Origin of the sequence: Micromonospora sp. NBRC 107095 (assembly GCF_030269705.1) — a bacterium.
Taxonomy (GTDB): domain Bacteria; phylum Actinomycetota; class Actinomycetes; order Mycobacteriales; family Micromonosporaceae; genus Micromonospora; species Micromonospora parva.
The window spans coordinates 15,403-36,188 of the sequence record NZ_BSTU01000010.1 but is presented as its reverse complement, the minus strand read 5'-3'; the positions used below and the strand labels follow the sequence as shown (position 1 = coordinate 36,188).

Sequence of the window (20,786 nt, the reverse complement as noted above, 5' to 3'; positions counted from 1 at the left end):
CCTGGTGCACGCGAAAGCGCCCCCTGACCCGAAGGCCAGGGGGCGCGGTGCGTTGCGACGAGGGTGGGGCTACTCCTTGGGCTCCACCTGCGGGCGAACGCCGGCCAGCGCGAACAGGGCCAGCACCGCACCCGACACGGCACCAGTCACACCGTCGGGAACGTTCATGCCGTACTCGGCGACCAGGGCAGCGCCGGCGGCGACGACACCGGTGAACAGGGCCGGTGCCCACGGGCGGGTGGTGAGCGCGATGAGCAGCGCTGACACGAACGCGGTGATCGCGGCGGCGGCTCCGGCGTCGATGCCGGGGACGTTGAGTGAGGCGAGCACGGTGAGCAGTGCACCGACAGCGCCGATGATCAGCGCCGGCTCGCGGCCGAATACCTTCACGGTCTCTCCTAGGGTGTGGTCGTGGTGCGTGGTGGATGGAAGCGCCAGCCGGACGGCAACCCGGCGTGGCAGGAGTGGAAGCCGGACCAGTGCCCGAAGGGGCACAAGCGGCTAGGTGCGGCGACGTGGGCGTGCCTGGAGTGCAACTGGCCGACCCGGGCGTGGCCGTGCATGACCGAGGGCTGCCGAGAGGTGATCTGGGACCCCGAACACGTCCACGGCGAGTAGCTACAGGTGGCGGCCGTTGATGGTGCCGCCCGGGTCGCGGACCATCGCCCGCAACTGCTCCAACTCGATCGTCGGAGAGAGGATCGCCGACCGCCACGACCGCAACGTGGCCACCGCCGCGTCAATCTCCCCCGTCAACTCCCGCATCTGCGCGCGGGCAGCCGCCAGCTCGTTACGCGCGGCGAGAGCTTCCCGTTCAGCCTCGCTGGTGCGTTCCTGCAACTCGTTGACCTGCTTCAACGCGCTGTCAGTCAGCAACGCGACCGCGTCCGCGCGGGTCTTCGGCCGGTTGAACAACCCCCCGACCAGGGTGGTGATGATGCCGGCGATCCCGCCGCCGCTCACACACGTCAGGACCAGGGCCCATCCGCTCATTGCCGTTCCCCCGCCTGCTTCACAGCCCTGATACCCCGGGCCACCTGCCATCCCCGCCACGCCGATGCACCCGCCCAGGACAGGCAGAACGCCACCGCGAACGTCGCCTCAGGGCGACCGGAGGCGAGCAGCGCCAGCCCGTACAGCAGCGGCGCCGCCGTCTGCCCTTGCATCGCCGCCAGTTCCAGCACCAACGCCCGGTAGGTGTCGGGGAGCAGGATGCTGACGAGGCCGATGACACCGGAGGCGAAAAGCAGCAGGTACCAGGTCCACAGCACCCACGTGTCGACGAGCTGCTCGACGGTGGTGGGTGGTTTCGCGCCGAGGACGAACGCGCCGCCGACCAGCGCGGACAGGATCAGGAACATCACCTCGTGTGGGCGGTGCCGGCCGGTGACGACGATGGTCGGCACGCGGTTACTCGGTGACGAGGCGGCGGGCCAGCTCGTCGGCTACCTGCTTGGCCATGGTGGGTGGAATCGCGGCGGCGATCTTCTCGGGGGTCAGCGCGGCCAACACCCCGGCGACGATCGCCGGCTCGTCGGTGAAGTCCCGTCCGGCCAGCTTCGCGATCTCCACCTCGACGCGGGCGACTCCGGCCCGGGTGGCTGCGGTGTCGCCAGCGGTGTTCCTGACGTACGTGGCGAGCGCGACCGTCGGGTTGGTCTTCGCGTCGCCGTACGGGTTGGGCCACACGTCGGCGGTGACCATCTCACCGACCACGGCCTTGGCGATCTCCTGCGCACTGGGCATGTCGTCCTCCGTGCTGGTTGCTGGGGCCTTGGCCACGGCTGGCCAGGTCGCGGTGTTCTCGTCGTCGGCAGCCAACCCCGACACGTGCACGTGGTCGGTGTGCTGGTCGCTGCCGGTGTACTTCGTCTTCTTCCACCCGTTGGAGCGAGACCAGATGTAGCCGTGCCAGATGATGTAGTACAGCCGGGCGCGGGCCTTCGGGTCGGCCACCAGGCGGGCCACCAGGGCGTCCGCGGCGGCCTTGGTGAACGGGCCCCGGACCATGATGTCGATGGCGCGGTGCTCGGCCCGGCCGTCCGGGTCCGACTGGGCGGCCTTGCTGCCCGGGGTGTCGTCCTCGTTATGGTCCGACGCGCGGGTCTTGTGCGCGGCGTCGCCGATGCCGTAGACGACCACCCCGGGCCACTGGCGTTTGACGTCGTCGGTCAAGGCCTGCATGTTCGCTGCTCGGGTCACGTCAGCTCCTTCAGGATTCGATCAGCCAGGCGCTGAAATACCCGCCCTGGAAGGCGAGCGTCCCGCCGCTGGTCTGGTGGGCGTGCACCCGCAGCTGGTCACCGGCCGCCGCTAGGTGCGTGCCCGACAGGGTGATCGCCGTGTTGTCGCCGGACACCGCCGTGCGGGCGTCGATCGTCGGGAACGTGGTCGTTGAGTTGACGTCGACCAGCAGCCGGCGCAGCCCCGTTGCGTTGCTGGCGAATGACCCCGACGCCACGAACCCCCACAGCCCGGCAACCGGCAGGGTGATCACCGTTGACGGGCCGGAGAACATGTCGGAGTTGTCGAACTCCTCCACGTCCCACGACACGACCGTCACCGCGCCTGTCGTCAGCGACAGCGACGTGGTGCGCCGAACCCGCACCGAGCGTTTGTTCAACCGCGCCGGGGTCAGGATCTGACCGGACTGGATCGCCATGAACGTCCTCTCCTACAGCGCCGCGACAGCAGGTGGCCGCACGTCAATGTCGGTGCCCGCCGGCCACGCCCGCTGCACACCGGTGACACCCCGGGCGGACACGGTCACCGCCTGCGGGTTGAGCACCTGAAACGCCGTGATCGGAAACTCCACCGGGTGCGTGTTCGTCGACCCCGGCTCGGTCAGCGTGGTGACCCCGATCTGCGTCCACGACTCCGGCAACGGACTCGGATCCATCCACGCCGTCATCCACCCACCCGGCTCCGCCTGGGAGGCAGGCCACACCTTGCCCCGCACCCACGCCCCCTCCACGGAAATCTTCACGAACCAGAACTGGCCAGGGCTGTACGGGCCGTCCAAGGCCACGTTGCTCTTCGAGTCCGGAACCCCGCCCTCACGCTTGCGGACGGTGCACGTCACCCGACCATCCACCAGGAACGCAATCCGCACGTGGTACTGGTCGTTCGTCGGCGACGACGGGTTCGGACGGGCCACCGCGTACGCGGTCAGCGGCATCCCCAACGACATCACCGGCGCCGCCACCGCGAACTGGAACGTGGAGTTACCGGTGCCGATGTCGATCAGCGAATGCCGGCCGGTGTCGATCGCGGTGTGCAGATGCCACCCCGACCCTGACGCCACCCGAAACGCGCTGGAGCTACCCAGGTGCGACCACACCTGCCCGGTCGGTGCGGTCCCGAACGACCCGGTGACCGTGCGGTTGAACCCGTCGTAGGCGCCCGGGCCGATGCCCGCCCCGGCACCCTCCACGTTGTCGTAGGTGATCTCCACCGGTGACGGGTTCGTGTTGCCGCCCACCAGCAGCGCCCGCGCACCGGCCCGGGTACCCCGGATCGTCTGCGGGGCCACCGCCGACACCTGAAACGGCGGCGGGGTGCCACCCGGGTAGACGCGGGCCTGGAAGTCCTCGCCCACCGTACGTACCGCCAGCCGGTACGTGGTGCCCGCCGTGTACGCCATGATGTTCACCGGGGCGACCAGGGTGGTGTTGACGCCCTGGAAGCGGGCGTACAAGCCCAACCAGATCCGCCCGTCGGTGCGCATCTGCGCCTCGACGTACAGGTGGTTGTCGGTGTCGGTGTAGCGGGCCATCCACCCGTGCAGGATCGACGCCCCGGTTGCCACAACGGTGGACCGGATCGAGATCAGCATGTCCTGGTCGGCGGACCCCAGGTCGACAACAGCCCCGTGCCGGCCGGTGCCGGTCAGCCCGATCACCGCACGGTTGCCGTCGGTAGAGAACGCGCTGCCCGACGACATGACCACCGACCAGGTGCCACCCCAACCACCCGACGTTGTCCGGGTGAACGTGTCATTGATCGGCCCCGACTTCGGTGAGGTCACCACCTCCCCGCCGACCCGCAGGTCAAGCGGAAAATCAGCCGGGTCCTGCGTCCACAACCCGTTGGCGAGCGTCGACCACAGCGGCACCGACATCGCCGACGACGACAAGGCGCTCGCCAGCAGGGACCCGTCGGCTGCCGCCCGTTGCGGCCCGTCAGCGGTCGCCACATCCCACCCGGCGGCCGGGGAGCAGTTCAGCACCGCCGACCACTCCACCCGGTCGATCGTCTCCGTGTACCCCTCGATGACCTGGTCGATCTGCTGCACCGCCAACTCCGACGGCGGACCCGACACGGTCATCCGCGTCCCGATGTCCGCCGACAACCACGCCGCCACCGCAGCCCCGTCGACCTGCGCGTTACCCAGATTCAGCGTCAGCCGGGGGTAGCGCAGCTCATCCACGGTGCCCAGGTGCACCCGCCACCCGGCGTGGTCCGCCAACGGCGCGTCGGCCAACGTGTTGACGGTGACCTGCACGTCGTAGCGGCCCTGCGCGTCAATGTGCGCCTGGTCGACGACCCGCGCCGACCGGCCCGACGGCCGGGAAGCCGTCACATCGTTGCGCACCGCCCGGTCGTCGTCGGCCGGCTCGAACACGCCCGCCAACTGCCCGTACGTCAACGCCAGCGACACCGGCCGGTTGTACCGCTCAGACCGCAGCAGGTACGCCAACCGCCCGTCAGCGCGCTCGTACAAGATCCCCCCGTCGGTGGTCTCCGCTTCCCGCATCAGCTGCAACAACGGGGCCGGGGACTGCGGGCCCATCCCCTCACTGCCGGTGCCAGCGCCGGCGAACGCGATGCCCGCCTCGGCGCACAGCCGGGTGATACGGGCCGCCGCCGACTCACCGCGGTGCCCGAACGCCGCGGCGACCGCGTTGGTCAGCGTCGGCGGTGTCGTCCACACGGCGACGTGGCCCTGCACCATGTCCGCGCCGGCCTGTGCGGACGCCACCAGCGACAGTGTCTGCACCGGCGGGAGGGTCATGTTCCCGGAGGTGGTGCCCGAGTTGAACACCCCGCCGTCCACGTACACCGTCCACGCGACTTTCGACCCGGACTGGGTCACATCCCAGCGGACGTGATGCGCCTGCCCGTCGAACAGGCGGTCGGAGGTGCCGGACACCTCCGGCTCACCGTTCATCGACACGTCCACGCCGCGGACGCTCGGCAACAGCAGCAGCTGCGGCCAACCCAACGACCCGCCCAGGTAGGACGGGTTGACGTCGACCGTCGAGTCGGCGGCGTCCGTGCCGGAGCGGTACATGAAGTCAACCGCCCAGCGGGTCACCGTCGCGGGCATCGTCACCGTCGCCCAGATCGCCGTCAGTCCAGCGCTGCCCGTCCGGCTCACCGCACCCGGCAACCACGGGGCCAGGTCACCGCGCCCCCACTGCGCGACCGTGATGACGCTGCCGGACGGGTGTGTGCCCACGAACGGGCGCATCGACTGGGTGCCCACCAGCGGGGCGCCCTCGGACGTCAACTGCCCGTCCTCCAGCGGCCAGTACGCCACCGGGTTGGTCGTCGGGATGTACCGGGCTGGCGCGGACTGCACCGGCGCGGACCCCTGCCCCAGCCGTCGGGTGACGCCTGAGGCCACCAGGTCCACGTACGTGTCCGTCGAGCCGGGCACGAACGTGGGTGGCAGCTCGTCGATGAACCCGGTGAACCGGACGTGCCACACGCCGCTGACCTGCACCTCGACCCGCAGCGGGGTGTTACGGCGCAGCAGCGGATACCACTCGCCGAGCGGGTTGCGGGCCACGAACCGGCCGCCGGCGTTGTTGACCCGCAGGCGGCACGACATGGGCGGGGCCTGCGACGCCTCGTCCGGCTTACCGCGCGTGATGGCGATCTTCTTGCGCGCGTAGTCGGTGATGTCCGTCCACGTCCACGACGACGGGGCCGCCGTCAGGTCAGCGCCCAGCGCGATCCGCACCCGGATTGGCAGAGGGAACATCAGCGACGCACCCCCAGTACCTGTTGCACGTCACCGCCCTGAACCCGCACCTCGTAGCGCACCCCCCGCATGACCTCACGGATCAGCCCGGTGGAGGCGCTGTCGTCGACGCGGGCGACCACCTCGACCCGCAGCGGCCCGCTGGCGCCAGCTGCGCCGGCCGGGCGGGGCATCGCCCGAGGCGCACCGGTTGACTGCACCGTCGCCCCGTACCAGCCGGCGGCGCGCTCCAAGATGTCCATGGACCGGCGCGGGTCGCCGTACTTCGGGATGAACGCTTCCCCGCCGGTAGCGGGTTCCGCCCACGCGTACCGGGCCGGACCCTGCGGGGACGCGATCTGCGCTTCCCGCAGCGTCCCCCACTGGGCGTGCTCGGTGATGCCACCCCACCGCCGACCACCGATGCCGTCACCGATGCCCACGTTGCGGCCCTCAGTGCGCGTCGTCGTGATCTTGTTGTGGACGGAGATGACGACCGACTTCGACTTGATCGCCGCGATGCGGCCAGCAACCGTCGTCAGGTCGATCGGCTTCTGCTTCGTCGTGACCGTCACCGTCGGGTTCACCGACGGGATCCCGAACAGCTTGTCGGCCAACAGTTGCGCCTCGGCCTTCGAGACGCCCATCGCCCGCGCCGCCTCCAGGAACTTCGTCCGACCCCGCTCGGTGGCCTGCGCCGCCAGCTCAGTGGACCCGGTCGTCTCGTGGATCCGCTCAGCGGCCGTGTTCGCGGCGTCCGCGATGCCCAGCAGCGCCTCACGGTTCGCCCGACCCTTCTCGGTGTTGACCGAGATTCCGTCGTTGTTGGCCTTCCCCGCGGCGGTGGCCTTGTCGATGGCCTCCTCCAGCCGCAGGTTCGCCTGCTCCGCCGACAAGTTCGCGCTGATGCCCTGGTTCTGGAGTTCGAAAGCCTCCTCCAGCCGGGTGGTGAATTCCTCGATCGACTGGGTGGTGTTGCGGTAGCCCTCGCTGGTCACACCCAGGGCGGCGTTGACCTCGTCGGTCTTCATTCGAAAGGTGCCGCTGGAGTCGGCGGCGGCGATCTGCGCGTCCGTCATCCCGGCCAGCTTCAGCGTCGCGAAGTCGGCCACGGTGGCGGTGCCTTCGGTGGCAGCCCGGTACGCCTCAGCCTCTTTCGTCCCGGCGGCAAAACCGTCGGCGGTCAGGTCCAACTGCCAGCCGAAGTGCTCCAGCACCCCACCGCTGCTCATCCAGTCTTCGGTCCAGTGGCGGCCCCGGTCGATCGCCGTGTCGACCTGGTCCACCCAGCCCTTCACCGTCGCCCCGGCGTGCACGATCCCCGCCGTCACCCGGATGAAGTTGGTCGTCGCAGTGGTCAGATCCTCGATCGCCGACGCGCCCTCATCGGCGTCCTGCGCGAACGTCGACAGCGCGTCACCGGCGGCGTCACCAACCCCGTCGAGCAGGGTGCCGAACGAGCTGACCACCGGATCGGCGGCGTCCACCGCGTCCGCGATGCCGGCCACCAGGTGCTTCGACCCGGACACCAGCCCGGCGACCAGCGGGTCCACCAGCCGCGACGACTCGAAGATCCGCGACAGGTCCGGGCCCAGATCGCTCCAGCCGGCGCGGATGTCGTCGATGCTGTCCAACACCACCGGCGTGAACGCCGACGCCCGCTTCTCCAGGTCACCCAGGATGAACGCGCCCAGCTCCGCGCCGGCGGCCTGCACCCGGGCGTCCCGGGCCGCGAGCGCCACACCGCCGACGATGCCGCCAACACCGGCGCCACCTACCACCGCACCCGACACCGCCGCCGTCAGGACCGGGGCGAGAGCCGCACCCAGGGTGGCGCCCATTGCCGCCCCCGCAGGCCCGATCGGGGCTGAAGCCAGAATCGGCCCGACGCGAGCCACGAACCGGGCACCAAACCCCGCGGCCGATTCCTCGCCCTCGACCTCCATCAGCTTGCGGAGGTTAAAGTCGCGGCGCAGGGCAGCCTGGTCAACCTTCAGCTTCTTGGTGAGCTGCGCCCGCTCAGCCTCGTCCGAGGTGGCAGCGATCTGGCGGGCCAACTCCCGGATGCCGGTCTTCGTGTCGTCGATCTGCTTGTCCAGCCGGCGAGCATCACGGCCCAACTCCGACAGCTCACCGCCGAGGTCATCAGCGGACTTGCTGGTCTTCCTGCTGGTGTCGCCCAGATCGTCGACGGCGTCCTCGACCGCCTTCGTCTCCCGCGCCGACTCCCGGGCGCCGCGCACATAGCGGGAGTTCTCCAGCTCCAGGTTGACTTTGACGGTGCGGGCCACTGGTCACCGCCTCTCCACACGCCACAGCAACGCCTCGGACTGGGGGTTGTCGTTCTGCGCCTGCGCGATCGCCAAAGCGGTCCGCGCCCGGCACCGCACCGGCGGGGGCACCACGAACCGCCGCCCATCGGACTCGTGCGCGGTGGTGTGCTCGGCGAGGTGCCCACACCCGCACGGGCACAGGCTGTTCCGGTAGCCGGTCAGCGCGGCCATCCACGCCCGGTCCATGTCGGACCACTCCGGCTCCCGCACCGTCACCGACCGCACCAACCGGCCACCCTCGTCGTACTCGTAGGTGGTGGCTTCGGTGGGCTCCCACCCGTCCAACCGGCGCGGTGGTATCCCGAGCCGCTCGGCGGCCTGAATCCGCGCCAGCGTGGCGGGTTCCTCGGCGAGGCGGCGGATCAGAAAGGGAGGTCGATGTCCTTGCGGTTGAGCGCGTAGGCGGTGTTGCACACCCTCGACACCTGCGCGTCGGTGAGCGCACCGTCCTCGCCGAACAGGCCCTCCCAGTCTTCATCGTCCAGGTCGGGAGAGATGAGGCACGTGCGGGCGAGGGCCTGGAAGAACGTGCTGCTGTTGAACCCGAGCCGGTCGCGGGGGTTGACACCTTCGTCGGTGACACGCGGGGGGTGTTCGTCCATCAGCGCCTGGTAGTGGTGCGACGGCAGTGCCCGCAGCGTCAGCGTCAACGTCGAGCCGGTCATCTCCTGCCGCAGCTCCGTCAGCTGCTCGTCGAGGGCCTGCACTGCACCACCCGACCCGGCGAGGGAATCCCCGGCCGCCTCCAGCGCTTTCGCGTGCTCGGCCTGAACCCGCTCGTACTCGGCGACCAGGTCGGCGCGCAGGCACAGCGACACCGTGTCCTCTGGCAACCGTGCGCCCTTGATCAGTTGCTTGACGTCCATGCTTTCTGCTCCAGCCCCTTCAGCCCCGAAGGTGGCACTGGGAGGCGGACCGGGGCTGATGGCCCGCCTCCCAGGTCTGTCGGTCAGGCGACGGTCGCGCGCAACTCCGGCGCGGCGTTGACCTTCGTCGGCACCTCGTACCGGGCCACGGTGTTCGCCTCCGGGGCCAGCTCACGGGTCTGCCCGCAGATCACCGGGAACACCTGCACCTTCTGCGACGCCGCCCAGCCGGTGGTCTCCGTGACGTGACGGCGGATCACGATGTAGCCGGACGCACCCCGCACCAGCGTGTTGTACGCGGTGTCGGTGCCGTCCTGCTTCTTCAGCCGCAGCATCGTGCCGCTGAAGCTGTCCCGGCCGATGGTGAGCGTGTCGAACGTGCTGGCCAGCGACGTGGTGTCCACGTCAGCGGTTTCCGCCTCGAAGCCAACCAGCCCATCGGCGGTGATGACGTTCTGCAGCAGCATGCCGGCGTTCAGCTCGGTGGTCGTCGGCGCGGCCTTGTTGGAGATGGCGGGGACCCAGGCGACCCGGGTGTTGCCGTCAACGGGGATGTCAGCCACAGGTCACTCCTTGGGTGCGTCGGCGCCGCGCTGGCGGCCGGCGGTGGTGGGCTTGGTCCGCACCGGCAGGTCACCGGTGGTGGTCTCTGCGGCCCGCTCAGCGGGCGGCGGGGGTGCTTCGCGGCGCGGCTCAGCGGTCGGGTCCGGCTCCTCGGGCTTCTCCACCGGCTCCCAGCCGCGCGCCTGCCAGAACTCGACGGCGTCCGGGGCGAACTGGGCCGGCTCGGTGCCGCCGGGGTGCTTCATCCACACGAAGTCCACGGCCATCACCCGAGCGGCAGCAGCTGGTAGGTGACCGACGTGGTGCCCGAGAAGGTCACCGTGACCACGTTGGTCGTGAAGTCGACAGCCGCCGGGCTGATGTAGAAACTCTTGGTGGTGGCGTTGGCCACCGACTGCGCGGTCGTCGTCCCCGCGTTCCCGGCCGGCGTGCGCGAAGCGTCAGAGACGGTGACAGTGATCGGCGAACCGCCACCATTCGCCACCAGCAGATACGCACCCCGCGAACCCAGGTCGTTCGCCGAGATCGTGTCCGACGCCGACACCGCACTCGGCGGAGTCAGCGTCCCGGCCGCCGTTGGGCGGACAGCAGTCATCAGCGCCATCGGGCGCCCCCTTCAGTGGTTGGTTCCCGCCCGATCGGCGGATGGGTGATCCTTCGCGAGCAGCCCAGACACGGACCCGTGGGCGACCTGCCAGGTGGCGGAGGGTGCGCACACTGGGGCGATGAGCCGTCATCGCCTGTGGCTGACCCCCGCGACCGTCGTCATCGCGCTCGCCCTCGCCGCCGTCTTCGCAGGCATGTCACTGCGCGGAGCCGGCATCATCCGGGGCTGGTTCGCCGCACCGCCGGTCGCGGCCGGACCGCAGCCGATGTACACCGTGCCCGGCACCATCCGCCTGGCCGCCGGGCAATACGTCACCGACGCGGGCGGCTGCCACGGCACCACCATCAAGCCCGACGCGCAGATCGTCATCACCGACCCCAGCGGCGCAACCCTCGCGTACGTCCCGGTGGGCGACGGGGTACTCACCGGCGGGGTGTGTGAGCTGCCGTTCGAGCTGGCCATGCCGGTCGGCAAAGGCTCCTATGGCATCGACTTCCCAGTGTTCGGGCTGATGCCCTACACCGAGCAGGAGATCGCCGACCTGATCGACCTGACCATCGGCTAGGACGGCACCGACTCCAGCCGGTACAAGTCCACCTGGTCGAACACCGCCGCGCCGGTCGACTCGTCGCGCTCCACCGGGTTCGAACCCTCCGACCGGATCGGAAAACACCGCCGGCCAGCGACGGTCAGCACCGCGTCTAGCAGCACACCCCGGCCCCGCTGAGAGACCGCCCGGGCGGCCGACGCACTACCACCCACCGCGTGGCAGATGGCGTGCAGCACGAACCGCTCCGACGCACCCTGCACCGACCGGGATTCCGTCAACTCCGGCGACTCGGCGTACAGGTAGACCAATAGGTACGGGGCGGTCGTCCCAGCCGGCACGAAGCCGTCCAGCACCACCAACGCCGGTGTGCCTGGTGCCGTCCGCGCCCGGGCCAGGAACGCGTCAGCGTGCGCCTGGATCACCGGTCAGTCCTCCAGTAGGTCGACGGCGAGCTTCTCCAACGCGGCCACGAACCGGGGGGACTCAGCCGCCAAGGCCGGTGCACCGCCCGGGCGGGGCGCGTTGTTCACCGACCCGAACTCGTACAGGTTGCCCAGCGCGCCCTGGCGCTTCGCCTTGTCGGGGCCGATCTCCGCGCTGACCAGCGTCCCGGCCGTACGGATGTCGTAGCCGATCGCGTACGGCAGGGCCGGCGCGTGCGGGCTACCCGACCAGCGGCGACGCCAATCGTTCTTGATGTTCAGCGCCCCCTTGCTGACCACCTTGCGGCCCTCAGGGACCGCGTCGTCGGCGGCCGACTCCAGCGTCACAGCCAGCTCATTCAGGCCCGACGAGGTCACCGTCACCTTCACGACGTGACCTCCTCAACCCCGAACCGGCGGGCCGTCGCGTGCGTCTTGTGCGCCAACTCCCGCACCCGGAACCGGCGCCCCGGCAGATCCGGGTCATGCACCGACGCCGTCACCTCGACCACGTCATCCACCCGGATCCCGACCACGCTCATCGGCACCTGCACCTCCAGGCGCAGCAGCAACACCGTCGCCTCACCAACGTCACGCTGGCCCGCGGACGCCGTCTGCTGCTGAACCCGGCACTTCCCCGCGTACACCTCGGTGGTGTTCGGCGTCGCGTAGCCCGTCTCCGGGTCGTACGTGGTGCCGGCGTCGCGGCGAACCACGCACTGGTCGACCATCAGCCGCTCGATCGCCCGCCGGCCCGACGCGAGCAGGATCTCCACCGACACGTCAGCCCCCCAACGTGATCAGCCCTGCCGACCGGCCGTAGTAGCGGAGCAACCCGTCCCGCAGGTACGGGGCCGCCTCCATCCGCGCCGCCATCGCCTCGTACACCACCGCGTAGTCATCGACTTGCTCGCGCGTCACACCCGTCGGGTTCCCGTACACCGCCCCCGCTAACGCAACGACCGCCTGCCGGGCCCGCTGCAGCTCCTGCGCGTCGGCCTCATAGCCGTGCGTGTACTCCACCGTGATCTCCGACGGTGCGCGCACGCCCGCCGTCTCCCACGACGCCGCAGTCTGCCACCCCGCCGACCGCCACAGCCGATACCCGCGCACGCTGTAGTCGGCGCCCGCCACCAGTGCGGTGCCATCCAGCGTCACCGACTCCACGGACACCACCGGGAGCTGCGGCAGCCACAACCAGCAGCCCAGACTCGGCTCCAACGTCACCGTCGATTCCGCCCTGACGATCCGCTGCCCAGCCACCTCCTGCACCACCGCGGTAGCGCACTCGATCAGCAGCGTCGCCGCCGGCACGTGCAGATCGGCCTCGTCGATGTGCAGCAGGGCGGCGAGGTCCGCCGGCGTTGCCAACTGGTCCGCCACCGGACCTCACCACCCCTCTGCTCAGGACTTGTCGGAACCGGCCCGCGACGCGCGGGTGCTCTTCGTCGGGCGGGTGTTGCCGTCCGAGGCGACTTGCCGGAAACCGGGCTCGCCGGCGACCGGGTCCGAGCCGGGAACCCGGCCACCACCCGGCTGGTCGGCGAACTGCTGCTCGAAGTCGTTGGTGCGCGACACCCCAACCGTGTCGAGGGTCGTCACCTGGTCCGAGCTGCGCCGGTCCCCGCCGCCGAAACCCGACGCCTTGCCCTGCATCCGGTCCGCCAGTTCCTTCGACGCGGACACCTTCGTGCCGGACGGCAGCGTGAACGCCACCGCCTCCTCGCTGCTCTTCTTGTCCGCCATCACAGCCCCTCTCAGGCCACGTTCTCGGTGAGCTTGACGAAGCTCGCGGTGTCGTTGACCAGCCAGCCGTACTCGGCCTCCGCCCGGATCGCCACCAGGTTGTTCTCCCAGAGGCTGGTCAGGGCGCCGTTGATGGTGACGGTCGCCTCGGTCGACACGTCGTAGGAGATGCCCCCGACGACGCCCCACGCGGCCTGCGTCCAGTCGCCGGCGTAGCCGTAGATGTCGGCCGTGGTGTTGAAGTACAGGCCCTCGCCCATGAACGATGGCCGGTTCAGCAGCCGGCCCGGGCGGGCCACCGCCTGGCTGGTCTCGTCGGTGGGCAGGTCCACGTACAGCGGACGGCCCGTCGAGTCGACCGCACCGAGGATCGTCGGTTCCACCCGGTCGTCCAGCGCCCACCCGGTGAGCTTCTTCCCGTCGTTGACCAGCAGGGTCAGCGCCGCCACCAGGTCGCCGTGCACGCCACCGGAGGCCTGCGCGGTCGAGCCCAGCTCAACGGCCTTGGTGGTCTGGTCGAGGAAGGTGGAGAACGGGCCGGCGCCCGCGGTGCCGTCCGGGCCCGCGTCGTGCGCAGTGGCGTTGTCGAACGCGATCGCGAACGCCTCCGCGATCTGCTCACGCAGCAGGTTCATGTAGTTGCCCGGGTTCGCCCGGACCACCTCGGCGGAGACCACCGCGATCGCGGCGAGCTTCTTTGGGGTGATGGTCTTCAGCGCCATCGAGCCGGAGCTCGCGGGCTTCTGCCCGGCCTCCGACACCCACCCGGCCGACATGCGGCCGGTGACGACGGGGATCTCCTGGCCGTTGGCGCCGAGGGGCACCTGCCGGGCGAGACGCTGGATAACGGACATGCGGGCGGCGCGCTCGAAGATGGCGGCCGACCGCTCCGGGGTCAGGAACCCCGAGAAGTTGCTGGTCTGGGTTGCGGCGGTGATCGCCACGGTTTCCTCCTACGGGAGCGGCATCACGAGATGCCGAGCTTGGATTTGAGGTCGTCGAGCAGCGGGTCACCGTTGAGCGCCGTGGTGCTGCTGGAGCCCTGCGACAGGTCCGGCCGCGGCCCAGGCTTGCGGGTTGGCTCCTCGGGCGGCGCGGGCGCGAGCCGGGCGACGGCCTTGTCGATCGCCGTGGTGTCGACGTCGCCGTCCTCGGTGAGGAACTTCGCCAGGTTCAGGTCGTCGAGGACTTCGGCGCCGATGCGACCACCGGACCGTGCGGCGAACTCCGCGCGCACCAGCCGCTGACCAACCTCGGCCAGGGCGGCACTGCGGCCACGCTGCTCCGCCTCGGCGGCGATCTTCTCGGCCTCCGACATCTGCGACGCACGGAGCTGCTCCAGCTCCCTCGCGGCGGCAGAGTTGGCCTTGGCCCGCTCTTCCTGCTTGCGCGACTGCGTCTTCCACTTCTCGGCCTCGGCCTGCCAGTCGACGGACTCCGTTGCGGTGGCCGTCTCAGCAGAGGTGGATTCGGTCGCGGTGCTGCTCTCCGACATGTGGTGCACTCCCGTTTCGGGTACGCCGTCCCGTTGCGGGACGGATGGTTTAAGCGATGAAGCCGTACCGCCTGAGCAGGCGGATCGCCTCGTCTCGGTCGCCACCGGCGATCTGGTAGATGGACTCCGGCATCAGCCGCACGCCGCGGGCCGATCGGTAGCGCCGGCCCTCACGCTTCACGCCCGTCTCGCGGGCACCCAGCCGGCGGCCGGCGACACCTCGGGTGGTGACGCCCTCGGTGGTGATGAACAAGTCGTGACCGAACACGTCGGTCGGCTCCAGCCGGCCCCGCGATCGGCCGCCGCGCAGTATCCGCACCTCGTCAGCGGTCAACCTGGCGCCGGCCGGTGCCAGGCCACGGGCACCGCGGCGAGCGTTCACCACCTGGCTCATGTCGGCGCCGTCGCGGATCGCCCGCGCCCCGGCCTGGGTGAACACCCGGTCCTGCTCGGCCTCCGACAGACTGTCGAAGTACAGGCGAGGGTCCGTTGCCAACTCCTCCGAGGTGTCCTCCGCCGCGGGGATGTGCCGACAGTCGCACCGGGGGTGCCGCTCGAACCCGGCATTCCACCGGTACCACTTCCCGGCCAGCACCACGCACCGCGAACACGACGGCGGCGACAGCAACCGCACATACCCGCCGACCTGCCGACGCGCGACCACGGCCACCCCATCGGCAACGCGCCCCGCGTCCGCCACCTGGGTCCGCACGATCAGGTCCAGCGCGAGTCGCCCAGCTGCCATCGACCGCGCCTCGGTCGCGCCCTGCTTCACCCCGGCCAGCGCGGTGATGGCCGGCTGGTAGAGCAGCGCCGCCAGGTCCCGTCCGTCCGACGCCACCCCCGCAAACGCATCCACCCGGATCCGACCCTCAGCCTCCGGGTCGATGTCCTGCGCCTCGAGCACGTCGTCCAGGTAGGCGCTCGACGACGCCGCCGCTACCGCCTGAGCGGTCGACACCACCTGCAACGCCGCGGGCACACTCGCCGCCCACGACGCACCGATCGCCTGCCGGTCCACCCGAGCCCACAGCCGGGCCACCTCACGGGCCGTCATGCGGGCCAAGGACACCTGCCGGCGGTAGTGGGCCAGCGCCAACTCGACGACGCCCACTGGTTACGCCTGCTGGCCGACCAGACGCGAAACCGCGCCCACCGGGTCCAGTTCCTCCTGCCGGCGGAACTGCTCCCGCAGCCGCTCCTGCCTGGCCGGGCTGTACTTCAGGTCATCCCACGCGCCCTCACGCGGCAGGATCCCCGCCTGCGCCAGCTTCACCACCGCGTCGGCCTGCTGCGCCCGCGTCGGCGTCGCCGGATCACGCCACAGAGTTTGAAGCCGGCGCGCCTCGACGGACTCCTCACCGGTAGCGACGTACAGCACCAGGCGCATCGCCTGCTCCCACGCACCCGACCACGCCGTCTGCTTCCGCTCGCACCGCTTCACCAGCCGCGCCTCCCGCGAACGAATCGCATCCGCACTCGCGGCGTCATCGGCGGCCAACCCGAAGTAGTTCGGCGGCAGCGCCGACACCCCGCTGGCCAACCGCGCGTAATGGTCGACCGTCTCCGTCAGGTTCCTCAGCTCCGCCGCCGGCAACTGACCGACCTTCGCCTCCTCGTTGGCCAGAGTCCACACGGAGTTGAAGTACGCCTCCCACTTCGTCAACGGCTGCCCATGCTGGTCGACGAAGTCCCCCGCCGCAGCCCCGAGCACGAAACGCTGCGGCACCACATGCGTCTCCTGCGCCACCTGCAAGTTCGTCAGCGAACGCGCCGCTGCGTCCGTCAACGGGATGACGTCCTTCATCTCCGACACCCCACCGCGGTTCGACGCCCGCGCCCGGTTGACCACCGGAACCACCGGCACCACACCCATGCGGTGGTCGTCCCGGTCCACGTCCACCCAGCGGCCCGCCGAGCCGTCCCACGACAGCCAAACGGTGGCGTCCGGGTGGTACAGGGTGCCCCGCTGGGGGCGGCCGTTCTGCACGTCGTACAGACGCAATGCCGCAGCGACCTGCCGCCGGCGGGCGTCCATCTCGTGCACTAGCTCGAACGGCGACTCCACCGTCACCAGCGGCGTCGCCTCATCGTCCTCGTTCGCGCCGACGCACACGTACGAACGGCCGTAGATCAGCGCGTCGAGGTGGGCGAGCTGGGACTCCTCGTCGAGGTTGTTGTCCTGCCAGATCCGCCATAGATCCTCGTCGGCCTCATCCACGCCCGGGAACCGGAAGCCCTCGATGTCGAGGCGTTCCTCCACCCCGTCGGCGGCCATCCGCGGCCAGTTCACGACCGTCAAGAACTGCTGCAACGACGGAGGCACGGCCAGGCCGAGCTGCCGCAGCCGCTGCTCACCCTCGTAGTAGGCGTGCGCCGACTTCAACGCGGTCTGCGCGTCCATCAGCTTCTGGTCGAGGCGAGCGACCGCGGCGATCTCGTCAGTGGACAGAGCCACGGCCACCTCCTCTCATCGGAACACGACCACCCTGCGGTCGACAGGCTTGCCCCAGCCGGCCACCCGGGCGTCCGCCGCAGCCTCGTGGGCGAGGATCGACGCCATCGCCGCATCGATCTTCTGATGCTCGTTCGGCTTCCCCAGTACGTACTTCTGGCCGGGCTTGGCCACCTTGCGGGCGTTCGCCACATGCACCGACGTGATCTGGCACCCGTCGTGGGTGATCGCCCCCGTGACCAGGTCGGTCTCCGTGCGGCGGATCGCCTCGTACATCTGCGTCACCCGGTTCGTGCGCCACTGAATGACCCGCTTCTCCCCATACATCAGGGCGAAGTTGTCGATCTCGGATTCCCAGTCCTCCGGGTCCCAGTACGACCGCTCCACGTCCAGCGTGCTGAACAGCTCATCGACGGCCGCGCGGACCTCGCCTCGGGGGATCTCTCCGCCCCACTGCGCCGGATCCCAGATCGTCGGCCGCCGGTCCGGCCCATACCTGGGAGTGAACTGGAACCCGTCGAGCGTCTCCGCCCGGATCACCGTCCAGTCGTTGTTCAGCGACCCATCGAACCCGAGGCAGACCTGCCGTTTCACGCCGGCACCGCCAGCGAATCCCAGAGGCCCTCACGCAGCCACGAGCCCTGCCCGTAGACCAGCTTGTTGCCGAAGAACCGTTCCGCCTGCGCCGGATCCCGCTCCAGCATGTCCGCCGCCTCGGCCTCGATGCTGTCCAGGTCGACGTGGCCGCCGTTCTCCTTCAATGCCTCCCCGTACACGTACCGGTGGATGCGCCGCCGCTCCTGCTTGTTGCGGTACGACAGGTTCGCTGGTGGCTGCCGGAACTGCCGGTACACGTCCTGGGCCTGCGACTCGAACTGCAACTGGGCGACCGACTGCTCCGCCGGGTCCCACGCGTTCGTCGTCAGCGACGCCCGACCGCCCATACCGGCTAGGCCGCGGTACTGGGTGTCAGCGACGTGCAGCATCCGGTTGGCCTTCGTCCACAGCCCGACCTCGTCCTGCGGCACGAACGTCACCCGCTGGCCCAGCCGTGACTGCGCCGAGCTGGTCACGGTGTCGATCCGGCCACCGCCCGGCAGGCGGATGAACTCCTCACCCGTCTTCGGGATCAGGTCCGCCAGCGGCCCCAGGTCGATCATCGGCCGCAGCGCACCGTAGATGTTGTCCGTCTGCTCCTCAGACAGCGCGGTGATCTGGATCAGCGGCGTCGGCCACGGCATGCCCATCGGCTCACCCGGCTCGTACGCGTACTCCCAGCCACACCCGCAGCCGTGCTCCGCGCACACGTACCCGTCGTCCCGGCCAGCCCACCCACCGAACAAGGCCGGCCCCGCACCCTCAAGGCAGATGTGCGCCGCCGACAGCGGGCCCTTGCCCTTCTTCTGCGGATCCACCAGCACGCCGCGCCGATACACGAACGCCGGTCCGAGGATCGGGTCGAAGGGCTGCCAGCGGGCGTCACCGCGAACCAAGTAGAACGCGGCGAGGTAGTCGAACTGGAAGTCGTACAGGTTGAAAGGGCGACCGCGGCGGAAGCCGTCGGGAATGACGCAGTGCCGGGGGATCCAGTCGAGCGCTACCGCCAGAGGCTGCGGACTACGCGCCGCCACCGGTGACCGCCTTCAGGCGCTCCCGAGCCGACGGCGCCGACGGAACGGCCTCAGCCTGCTTGTCGGCCCGCTTCGCCGCCACCTGATCGGTGGCGATCTTCCAGCCGTTCTCCTTCAACCCAGCCGGAGTCAAACCGATCTGATCCGCGAGACGCACCACCACGTTGCCCAGAGCCGCGCCAGCCTCCGGATCCTCCATCCGCACCGACCAGCGCACCCACAACGCCACCGTGCGATGCCGCCACGCCTGCATCGACCAGGCCGCGGCCTGCGGGGTCCGCCACGCCTGCTGCCACACCTCGCCCTCACGGGCGGAGGCGTCCGGCAGCGGAAAGGCAGGGACGTCACCCTGGTAGCCCTCCGACGGCAACGCCGTCAGCGAGAAGCCCACCTTCGCCGACTTCAGCGAATTCTCATCCGGCTGCGGACCGGACCGGTTGCGTGCACCTCCACGGGGCATGCCGATCATCTCCTTGCCACGTTTCGCGGCTACACCCGCCGTCACGTTGCGTCACGGCCGGGACGTCTGAACCCTCCGGACCAGCGAGCCACCTCCCCGGCGGTCCTGTGAGCTGCGGCTTTGGGGGTCACCCCCCACCCTTTGGTGACTCAGCGTCACGTCGCCACCCTCGGTTGCACGGGGCGTGCTCAGGTCCGCGCCAGGTGGTGCGGTCGTCGGTGTGCCCGAGGTCCCAGGCCTGGCCAGGCATGATGCGGCGGGTGCCCATGACGCAGGTGGGTGCAGCGCAGTCCACCTCGCCGCGTTCTACGTTGGGTCGCCAGCGTGCGCGCTCTCGCTCGTGCGCCTTGTCGTACCCGCGTTGCTGTCTGCTGCCTCGCGCCTGGTCTGCCTCACGTCTGTGCTGGTCGCAGCGACCGCTGTTGGTGAGGACGGGGCATCCAGGTTGGGAGCAGACTCGCATCGCTCGGGGCATCGCTGGCCTCCGCGAGTTGGGGCGGTGCGGGCAGGCTGTCCGCCACAGTCAGCCTGCCCGCTTCTCCCGCCCCCGGGTACGACGAAGCCCCGCTGTCCGGGGAGGTGGACGCGGGGCTTCGAAGACAGTTCTGTCGCTGGCATTCATCGTAGGTCACGCCAACGAAACGTCAAGCTGGCGCGCTGGTCAGCCGCCCGTGGAGTCCGCAGCGGGCATCCAGTCCCTTCGTGAACCGGGCTCCCGCGCCCTCTCCGAGCATGGACACGTCAAGGACGGGGCAGATGCACGCGGCCTTGCGGATCAGCTCAGCGCAGTGGTCGGCGACGCGGGCAGCCAGCTCCATCTGCTCGGGGCTCAGCACGGTGGCCATGCCGTCGCGGTACGCCTCGATGCTGGCAACGGAAGCGAAGATCAGCCGACGCCGCTCATCCAACTCGTGCGCTTCGGTGTCGTGGATAGCGTCACGGACGGCTCTGTCTTCAGCCTTCGAGAAGGCGTACTGGCAGCAGGCTGGAGGCTCGGTGAGTGCGCTTGGCTGGCCATGCCAGTGCGTCAGGTCGTTCATGCTGCCACCTTCCGGTTGGTGTGGGCCTGCACGTATTCGCCGAGCTTGTACAGCGATCCGTCGTCGGATCCCCAGGTGGCTTGGCAGGCGCGGCAGTGGGCGGCTTGGGTGTGGAGGTTGATCCGCAGTTTGCCGACGGTCTGGCAGGCAGGGCAGGGGACGTGGGGTTGGTACAGGGGTGTGGTCCAGCCGGTGGCGACGGATGCCCACCGGTGCCAGGTGCGCAGTTCGACGGTGAGGAGGGTGAGGTCGTCGCCGTCGAGTGTGGGTGCGGCGCCGACCAGCGCCCGGATGTTGCCTTCGACGGTGTCCCGCGGGGTGAGGCCGAGGGACCAGCACCAGTGGTGGACGTGGGTGCAGATGGCGGCGTGGGTGCTGAGAGCTTCCAGGGCGAGCGGTGGGCGGCTTTGGGGTACCGACCTAGGGCCGGGCTCTGTTCGGCCGGCAGCGGGCTCTACAGCGGCTTGGTGGAGTTGGGCGAGTAGTCCGGGCTGGATGGTGCGGTGCTCGCGGTACTTCTTGTTGCGGTTGTCATCCCAGTAGGGGACGCGTTCGGTGTGTTGGCCGGTGTCGCAGAGTGCGGCGGCGAGGCCGGTGATGGTGGTGATGGTGGCGTCGCGGTCCACGGTGGTCCCCCCTTGTAGGCTGG

General features: G+C 70.0%; 29 protein-coding genes. 2 read left to right on the top strand and 27 right to left on the bottom strand.

Translation table 11 applies throughout. The features are described 5' to 3' along the window. Positions 1–69: 69 nt before the first annotated feature. Entirely contained in the window at positions 70–390 is a 321-nt protein-coding gene (locus QSK15_RS32160; RefSeq protein WP_285797802.1) for a hypothetical protein, read from the bottom strand. Positions 391–411: 21 nt separating this feature from the next. Between QSK15_RS32160 and QSK15_RS32155 the strand changes: the two genes are divergently transcribed. Next, complete coding sequence (locus QSK15_RS32155) at positions 412–618, top strand: hypothetical protein (RefSeq protein ID WP_285797801.1); 207 nt, start codon at positions 412–414, stop codon at positions 616–618. Here the strand turns inward: QSK15_RS32155 and QSK15_RS32150 are convergent, their stop codons facing one another. From QSK15_RS32150 to QSK15_RS32100, 11 genes are all read right to left on the bottom strand, one after another. After that, positions 619–993 (bottom strand): hypothetical protein, encoded by a 375-nt coding sequence (locus QSK15_RS32150; RefSeq protein WP_285797800.1) that lies wholly within the window; start codon positions 991–993, stop codon positions 619–621. Further along, entirely contained in the window at positions 990–1,406 is a 417-nt protein-coding gene (locus tag QSK15_RS32145; RefSeq protein WP_285797799.1) for a hypothetical protein, read from the bottom strand. Before QSK15_RS32145 ends, QSK15_RS32150 begins: the two co-directional genes overlap by 4 nt. Positions 1,407–1,410: 4 nt before the next feature. Next, positions 1,411–2,202: a VldE C-terminal domain-containing protein gene (locus tag QSK15_RS32140; RefSeq protein ID WP_285797798.1), complete on the bottom strand. Its 792-nt coding sequence runs from the start codon at positions 2,200–2,202 to the stop codon at positions 1,411–1,413. A gap of 10 nt (positions 2,203–2,212) precedes the next feature. After that, positions 2,213–2,662: a hypothetical protein gene (locus tag QSK15_RS32135; RefSeq protein ID WP_285797797.1), complete on the bottom strand. Its 450-nt coding sequence runs from the start codon at positions 2,660–2,662 to the stop codon at positions 2,213–2,215. Positions 2,663–2,674: 12 nt separating this feature from the next. Next, on the bottom strand, positions 2,675–5,989 hold the full coding sequence (locus QSK15_RS32130) for a hypothetical protein (RefSeq protein WP_285797796.1): 3,315 nt from the start codon (positions 5,987–5,989) through the stop codon (positions 2,675–2,677). Beyond that, positions 5,989–8,259 (bottom strand): hypothetical protein, encoded by a 2,271-nt coding sequence (locus QSK15_RS32125; protein WP_285797795.1) that lies wholly within the window; start codon positions 8,257–8,259, stop codon positions 5,989–5,991. Before QSK15_RS32125 ends, QSK15_RS32130 begins: the two co-directional genes overlap by 1 nt. A 3-nt stretch (positions 8,260–8,262) precedes the next feature. Continuing rightward, positions 8,263–8,586: a hypothetical protein gene (locus QSK15_RS32120; protein WP_285797794.1), complete on the bottom strand. Its 324-nt coding sequence runs from the start codon at positions 8,584–8,586 to the stop codon at positions 8,263–8,265. A gap of 77 nt (positions 8,587–8,663) precedes the next feature. After that, on the bottom strand, positions 8,664–9,167 hold the full coding sequence (locus QSK15_RS32115) for a hypothetical protein (protein WP_285797793.1): 504 nt from the start codon (positions 9,165–9,167) through the stop codon (positions 8,664–8,666). 83 nt (positions 9,168–9,250) lie between these two features. Further along, positions 9,251–9,730 (bottom strand): phage tail tube protein, encoded by a 480-nt coding sequence (locus QSK15_RS32110; RefSeq protein WP_285797792.1) that lies wholly within the window; start codon positions 9,728–9,730, stop codon positions 9,251–9,253. Positions 9,731–9,733: 3 nt separating this feature from the next. Continuing rightward, entirely contained in the window at positions 9,734–9,991 is a 258-nt protein-coding gene (locus tag QSK15_RS32105) for a hypothetical protein (RefSeq protein ID WP_285797791.1), read from the bottom strand. A gap of 5 nt (positions 9,992–9,996) precedes the next feature. Continuing rightward, on the bottom strand, positions 9,997–10,335 hold the full coding sequence (locus QSK15_RS32100; protein WP_285797790.1) for a hypothetical protein: 339 nt from the start codon (positions 10,333–10,335) through the stop codon (positions 9,997–9,999). Between the two features lie 121 nt (positions 10,336–10,456). On the opposite strand from QSK15_RS32100, the gene QSK15_RS32095 reads away from it, so the two are divergent. Then, positions 10,457–10,903 carry a hypothetical protein gene (locus tag QSK15_RS32095; RefSeq protein ID WP_285797789.1) on the top strand — a complete coding sequence of 149 codons (447 nt, stop codon included), beginning with the start codon at positions 10,457–10,459 and terminating at the stop codon, positions 10,901–10,903. On the opposite strand, the gene QSK15_RS32090 is transcribed toward QSK15_RS32095, so the two are convergent. The 15 genes from QSK15_RS32090 to QSK15_RS32025 all read right to left on the bottom strand — a co-directional run bounded on the left by QSK15_RS32090 (position 10,900) and on the right by QSK15_RS32025 (position 20,763). Next, complete coding sequence (locus QSK15_RS32090; protein ID WP_285797788.1) at positions 10,900–11,310, bottom strand: hypothetical protein; 411 nt, start codon at positions 11,308–11,310, stop codon at positions 10,900–10,902. The two genes, QSK15_RS32095 and QSK15_RS32090, sit on opposite strands and share 4 nt — an antisense overlap. A gap of 3 nt (positions 11,311–11,313) precedes the next feature. After that, positions 11,314–11,700: a hypothetical protein gene (locus QSK15_RS32085; protein WP_285797787.1), complete on the bottom strand. Its 387-nt coding sequence runs from the start codon at positions 11,698–11,700 to the stop codon at positions 11,314–11,316. Further along, complete coding sequence (locus tag QSK15_RS32080; protein WP_285797786.1) at positions 11,697–12,092, bottom strand: DUF6093 family protein; 396 nt, start codon at positions 12,090–12,092, stop codon at positions 11,697–11,699. The genes QSK15_RS32085 and QSK15_RS32080 overlap by 4 nt, the downstream gene beginning before the upstream one ends. A gap of 1 nt (position 12,093) precedes the next feature. Continuing rightward, a complete protein-coding gene (locus tag QSK15_RS32075; RefSeq protein WP_285797785.1) occupies positions 12,094–12,693 on the bottom strand; it encodes a hypothetical protein in 600 nt (199 codons plus the stop codon). A gap of 21 nt (positions 12,694–12,714) precedes the next feature. Beyond that, positions 12,715–13,056 carry a hypothetical protein gene (locus tag QSK15_RS32070; protein WP_285797784.1) on the bottom strand — a complete coding sequence of 114 codons (342 nt, stop codon included), beginning with the start codon at positions 13,054–13,056 and terminating at the stop codon, positions 12,715–12,717. Between the two features lie 11 nt (positions 13,057–13,067). Further along, complete coding sequence (locus QSK15_RS32065) at positions 13,068–14,000, bottom strand: phage major capsid protein (protein ID WP_285797783.1); 933 nt, start codon at positions 13,998–14,000, stop codon at positions 13,068–13,070. Between the two features lie 23 nt (positions 14,001–14,023). Next, positions 14,024–14,551 (bottom strand): hypothetical protein, encoded by a 528-nt coding sequence (locus tag QSK15_RS32060; RefSeq protein ID WP_285797782.1) that lies wholly within the window; start codon positions 14,549–14,551, stop codon positions 14,024–14,026. 49 nt (positions 14,552–14,600) lie between these two features. Continuing rightward, positions 14,601–15,665 (bottom strand): VG15 protein, encoded by a 1,065-nt coding sequence (locus QSK15_RS32055; protein WP_285797781.1) that lies wholly within the window; start codon positions 15,663–15,665, stop codon positions 14,601–14,603. 3 nt (positions 15,666–15,668) lie between these two features. After that, the gene (locus QSK15_RS32050) at positions 15,669–17,009 is read right to left on the bottom strand and encodes a phage portal protein (protein WP_285797780.1); all 1,341 of its coding nucleotides are present in this window, start codon (positions 17,007–17,009) and stop codon (positions 15,669–15,671) included. A 12-nt stretch (positions 17,010–17,021) separates the two neighbouring features. Then, on the bottom strand, positions 17,022–17,600 hold the full coding sequence (locus tag QSK15_RS32045; RefSeq protein WP_285797779.1) for a terminase TerL endonuclease subunit: 579 nt from the start codon (positions 17,598–17,600) through the stop codon (positions 17,022–17,024). Next, on the bottom strand, positions 17,597–18,637 hold the full coding sequence (locus tag QSK15_RS32040; protein ID WP_285797778.1) for a terminase large subunit domain-containing protein: 1,041 nt from the start codon (positions 18,635–18,637) through the stop codon (positions 17,597–17,599). The genes QSK15_RS32045 and QSK15_RS32040 overlap by 4 nt, the downstream gene beginning before the upstream one ends. Next, on the bottom strand, positions 18,624–19,097 hold the full coding sequence (locus QSK15_RS32035) for a hypothetical protein (protein ID WP_285797777.1): 474 nt from the start codon (positions 19,095–19,097) through the stop codon (positions 18,624–18,626). The genes QSK15_RS32040 and QSK15_RS32035 overlap by 14 nt, the downstream gene beginning before the upstream one ends. Positions 19,098–19,224: 127 nt before the next feature. Then, positions 19,225–19,560, bottom strand: coding sequence for a hypothetical protein (locus QSK15_RS32650; protein WP_502889663.1), 336 nt, complete (start codon positions 19,558–19,560; stop codon positions 19,225–19,227). 181 nt (positions 19,561–19,741) lie between these two features. Continuing rightward, positions 19,742–20,137 carry a hypothetical protein gene (locus QSK15_RS32030; RefSeq protein WP_285797776.1) on the bottom strand — a complete coding sequence of 132 codons (396 nt, stop codon included), beginning with the start codon at positions 20,135–20,137 and terminating at the stop codon, positions 19,742–19,744. Further along, positions 20,134–20,763: a DUF7341 domain-containing protein gene (locus QSK15_RS32025; protein ID WP_285797775.1), complete on the bottom strand. Its 630-nt coding sequence runs from the start codon at positions 20,761–20,763 to the stop codon at positions 20,134–20,136. The genes QSK15_RS32030 and QSK15_RS32025 overlap by 4 nt, the downstream gene beginning before the upstream one ends. Positions 20,764–20,786 lie beyond the last annotated feature (23 nt).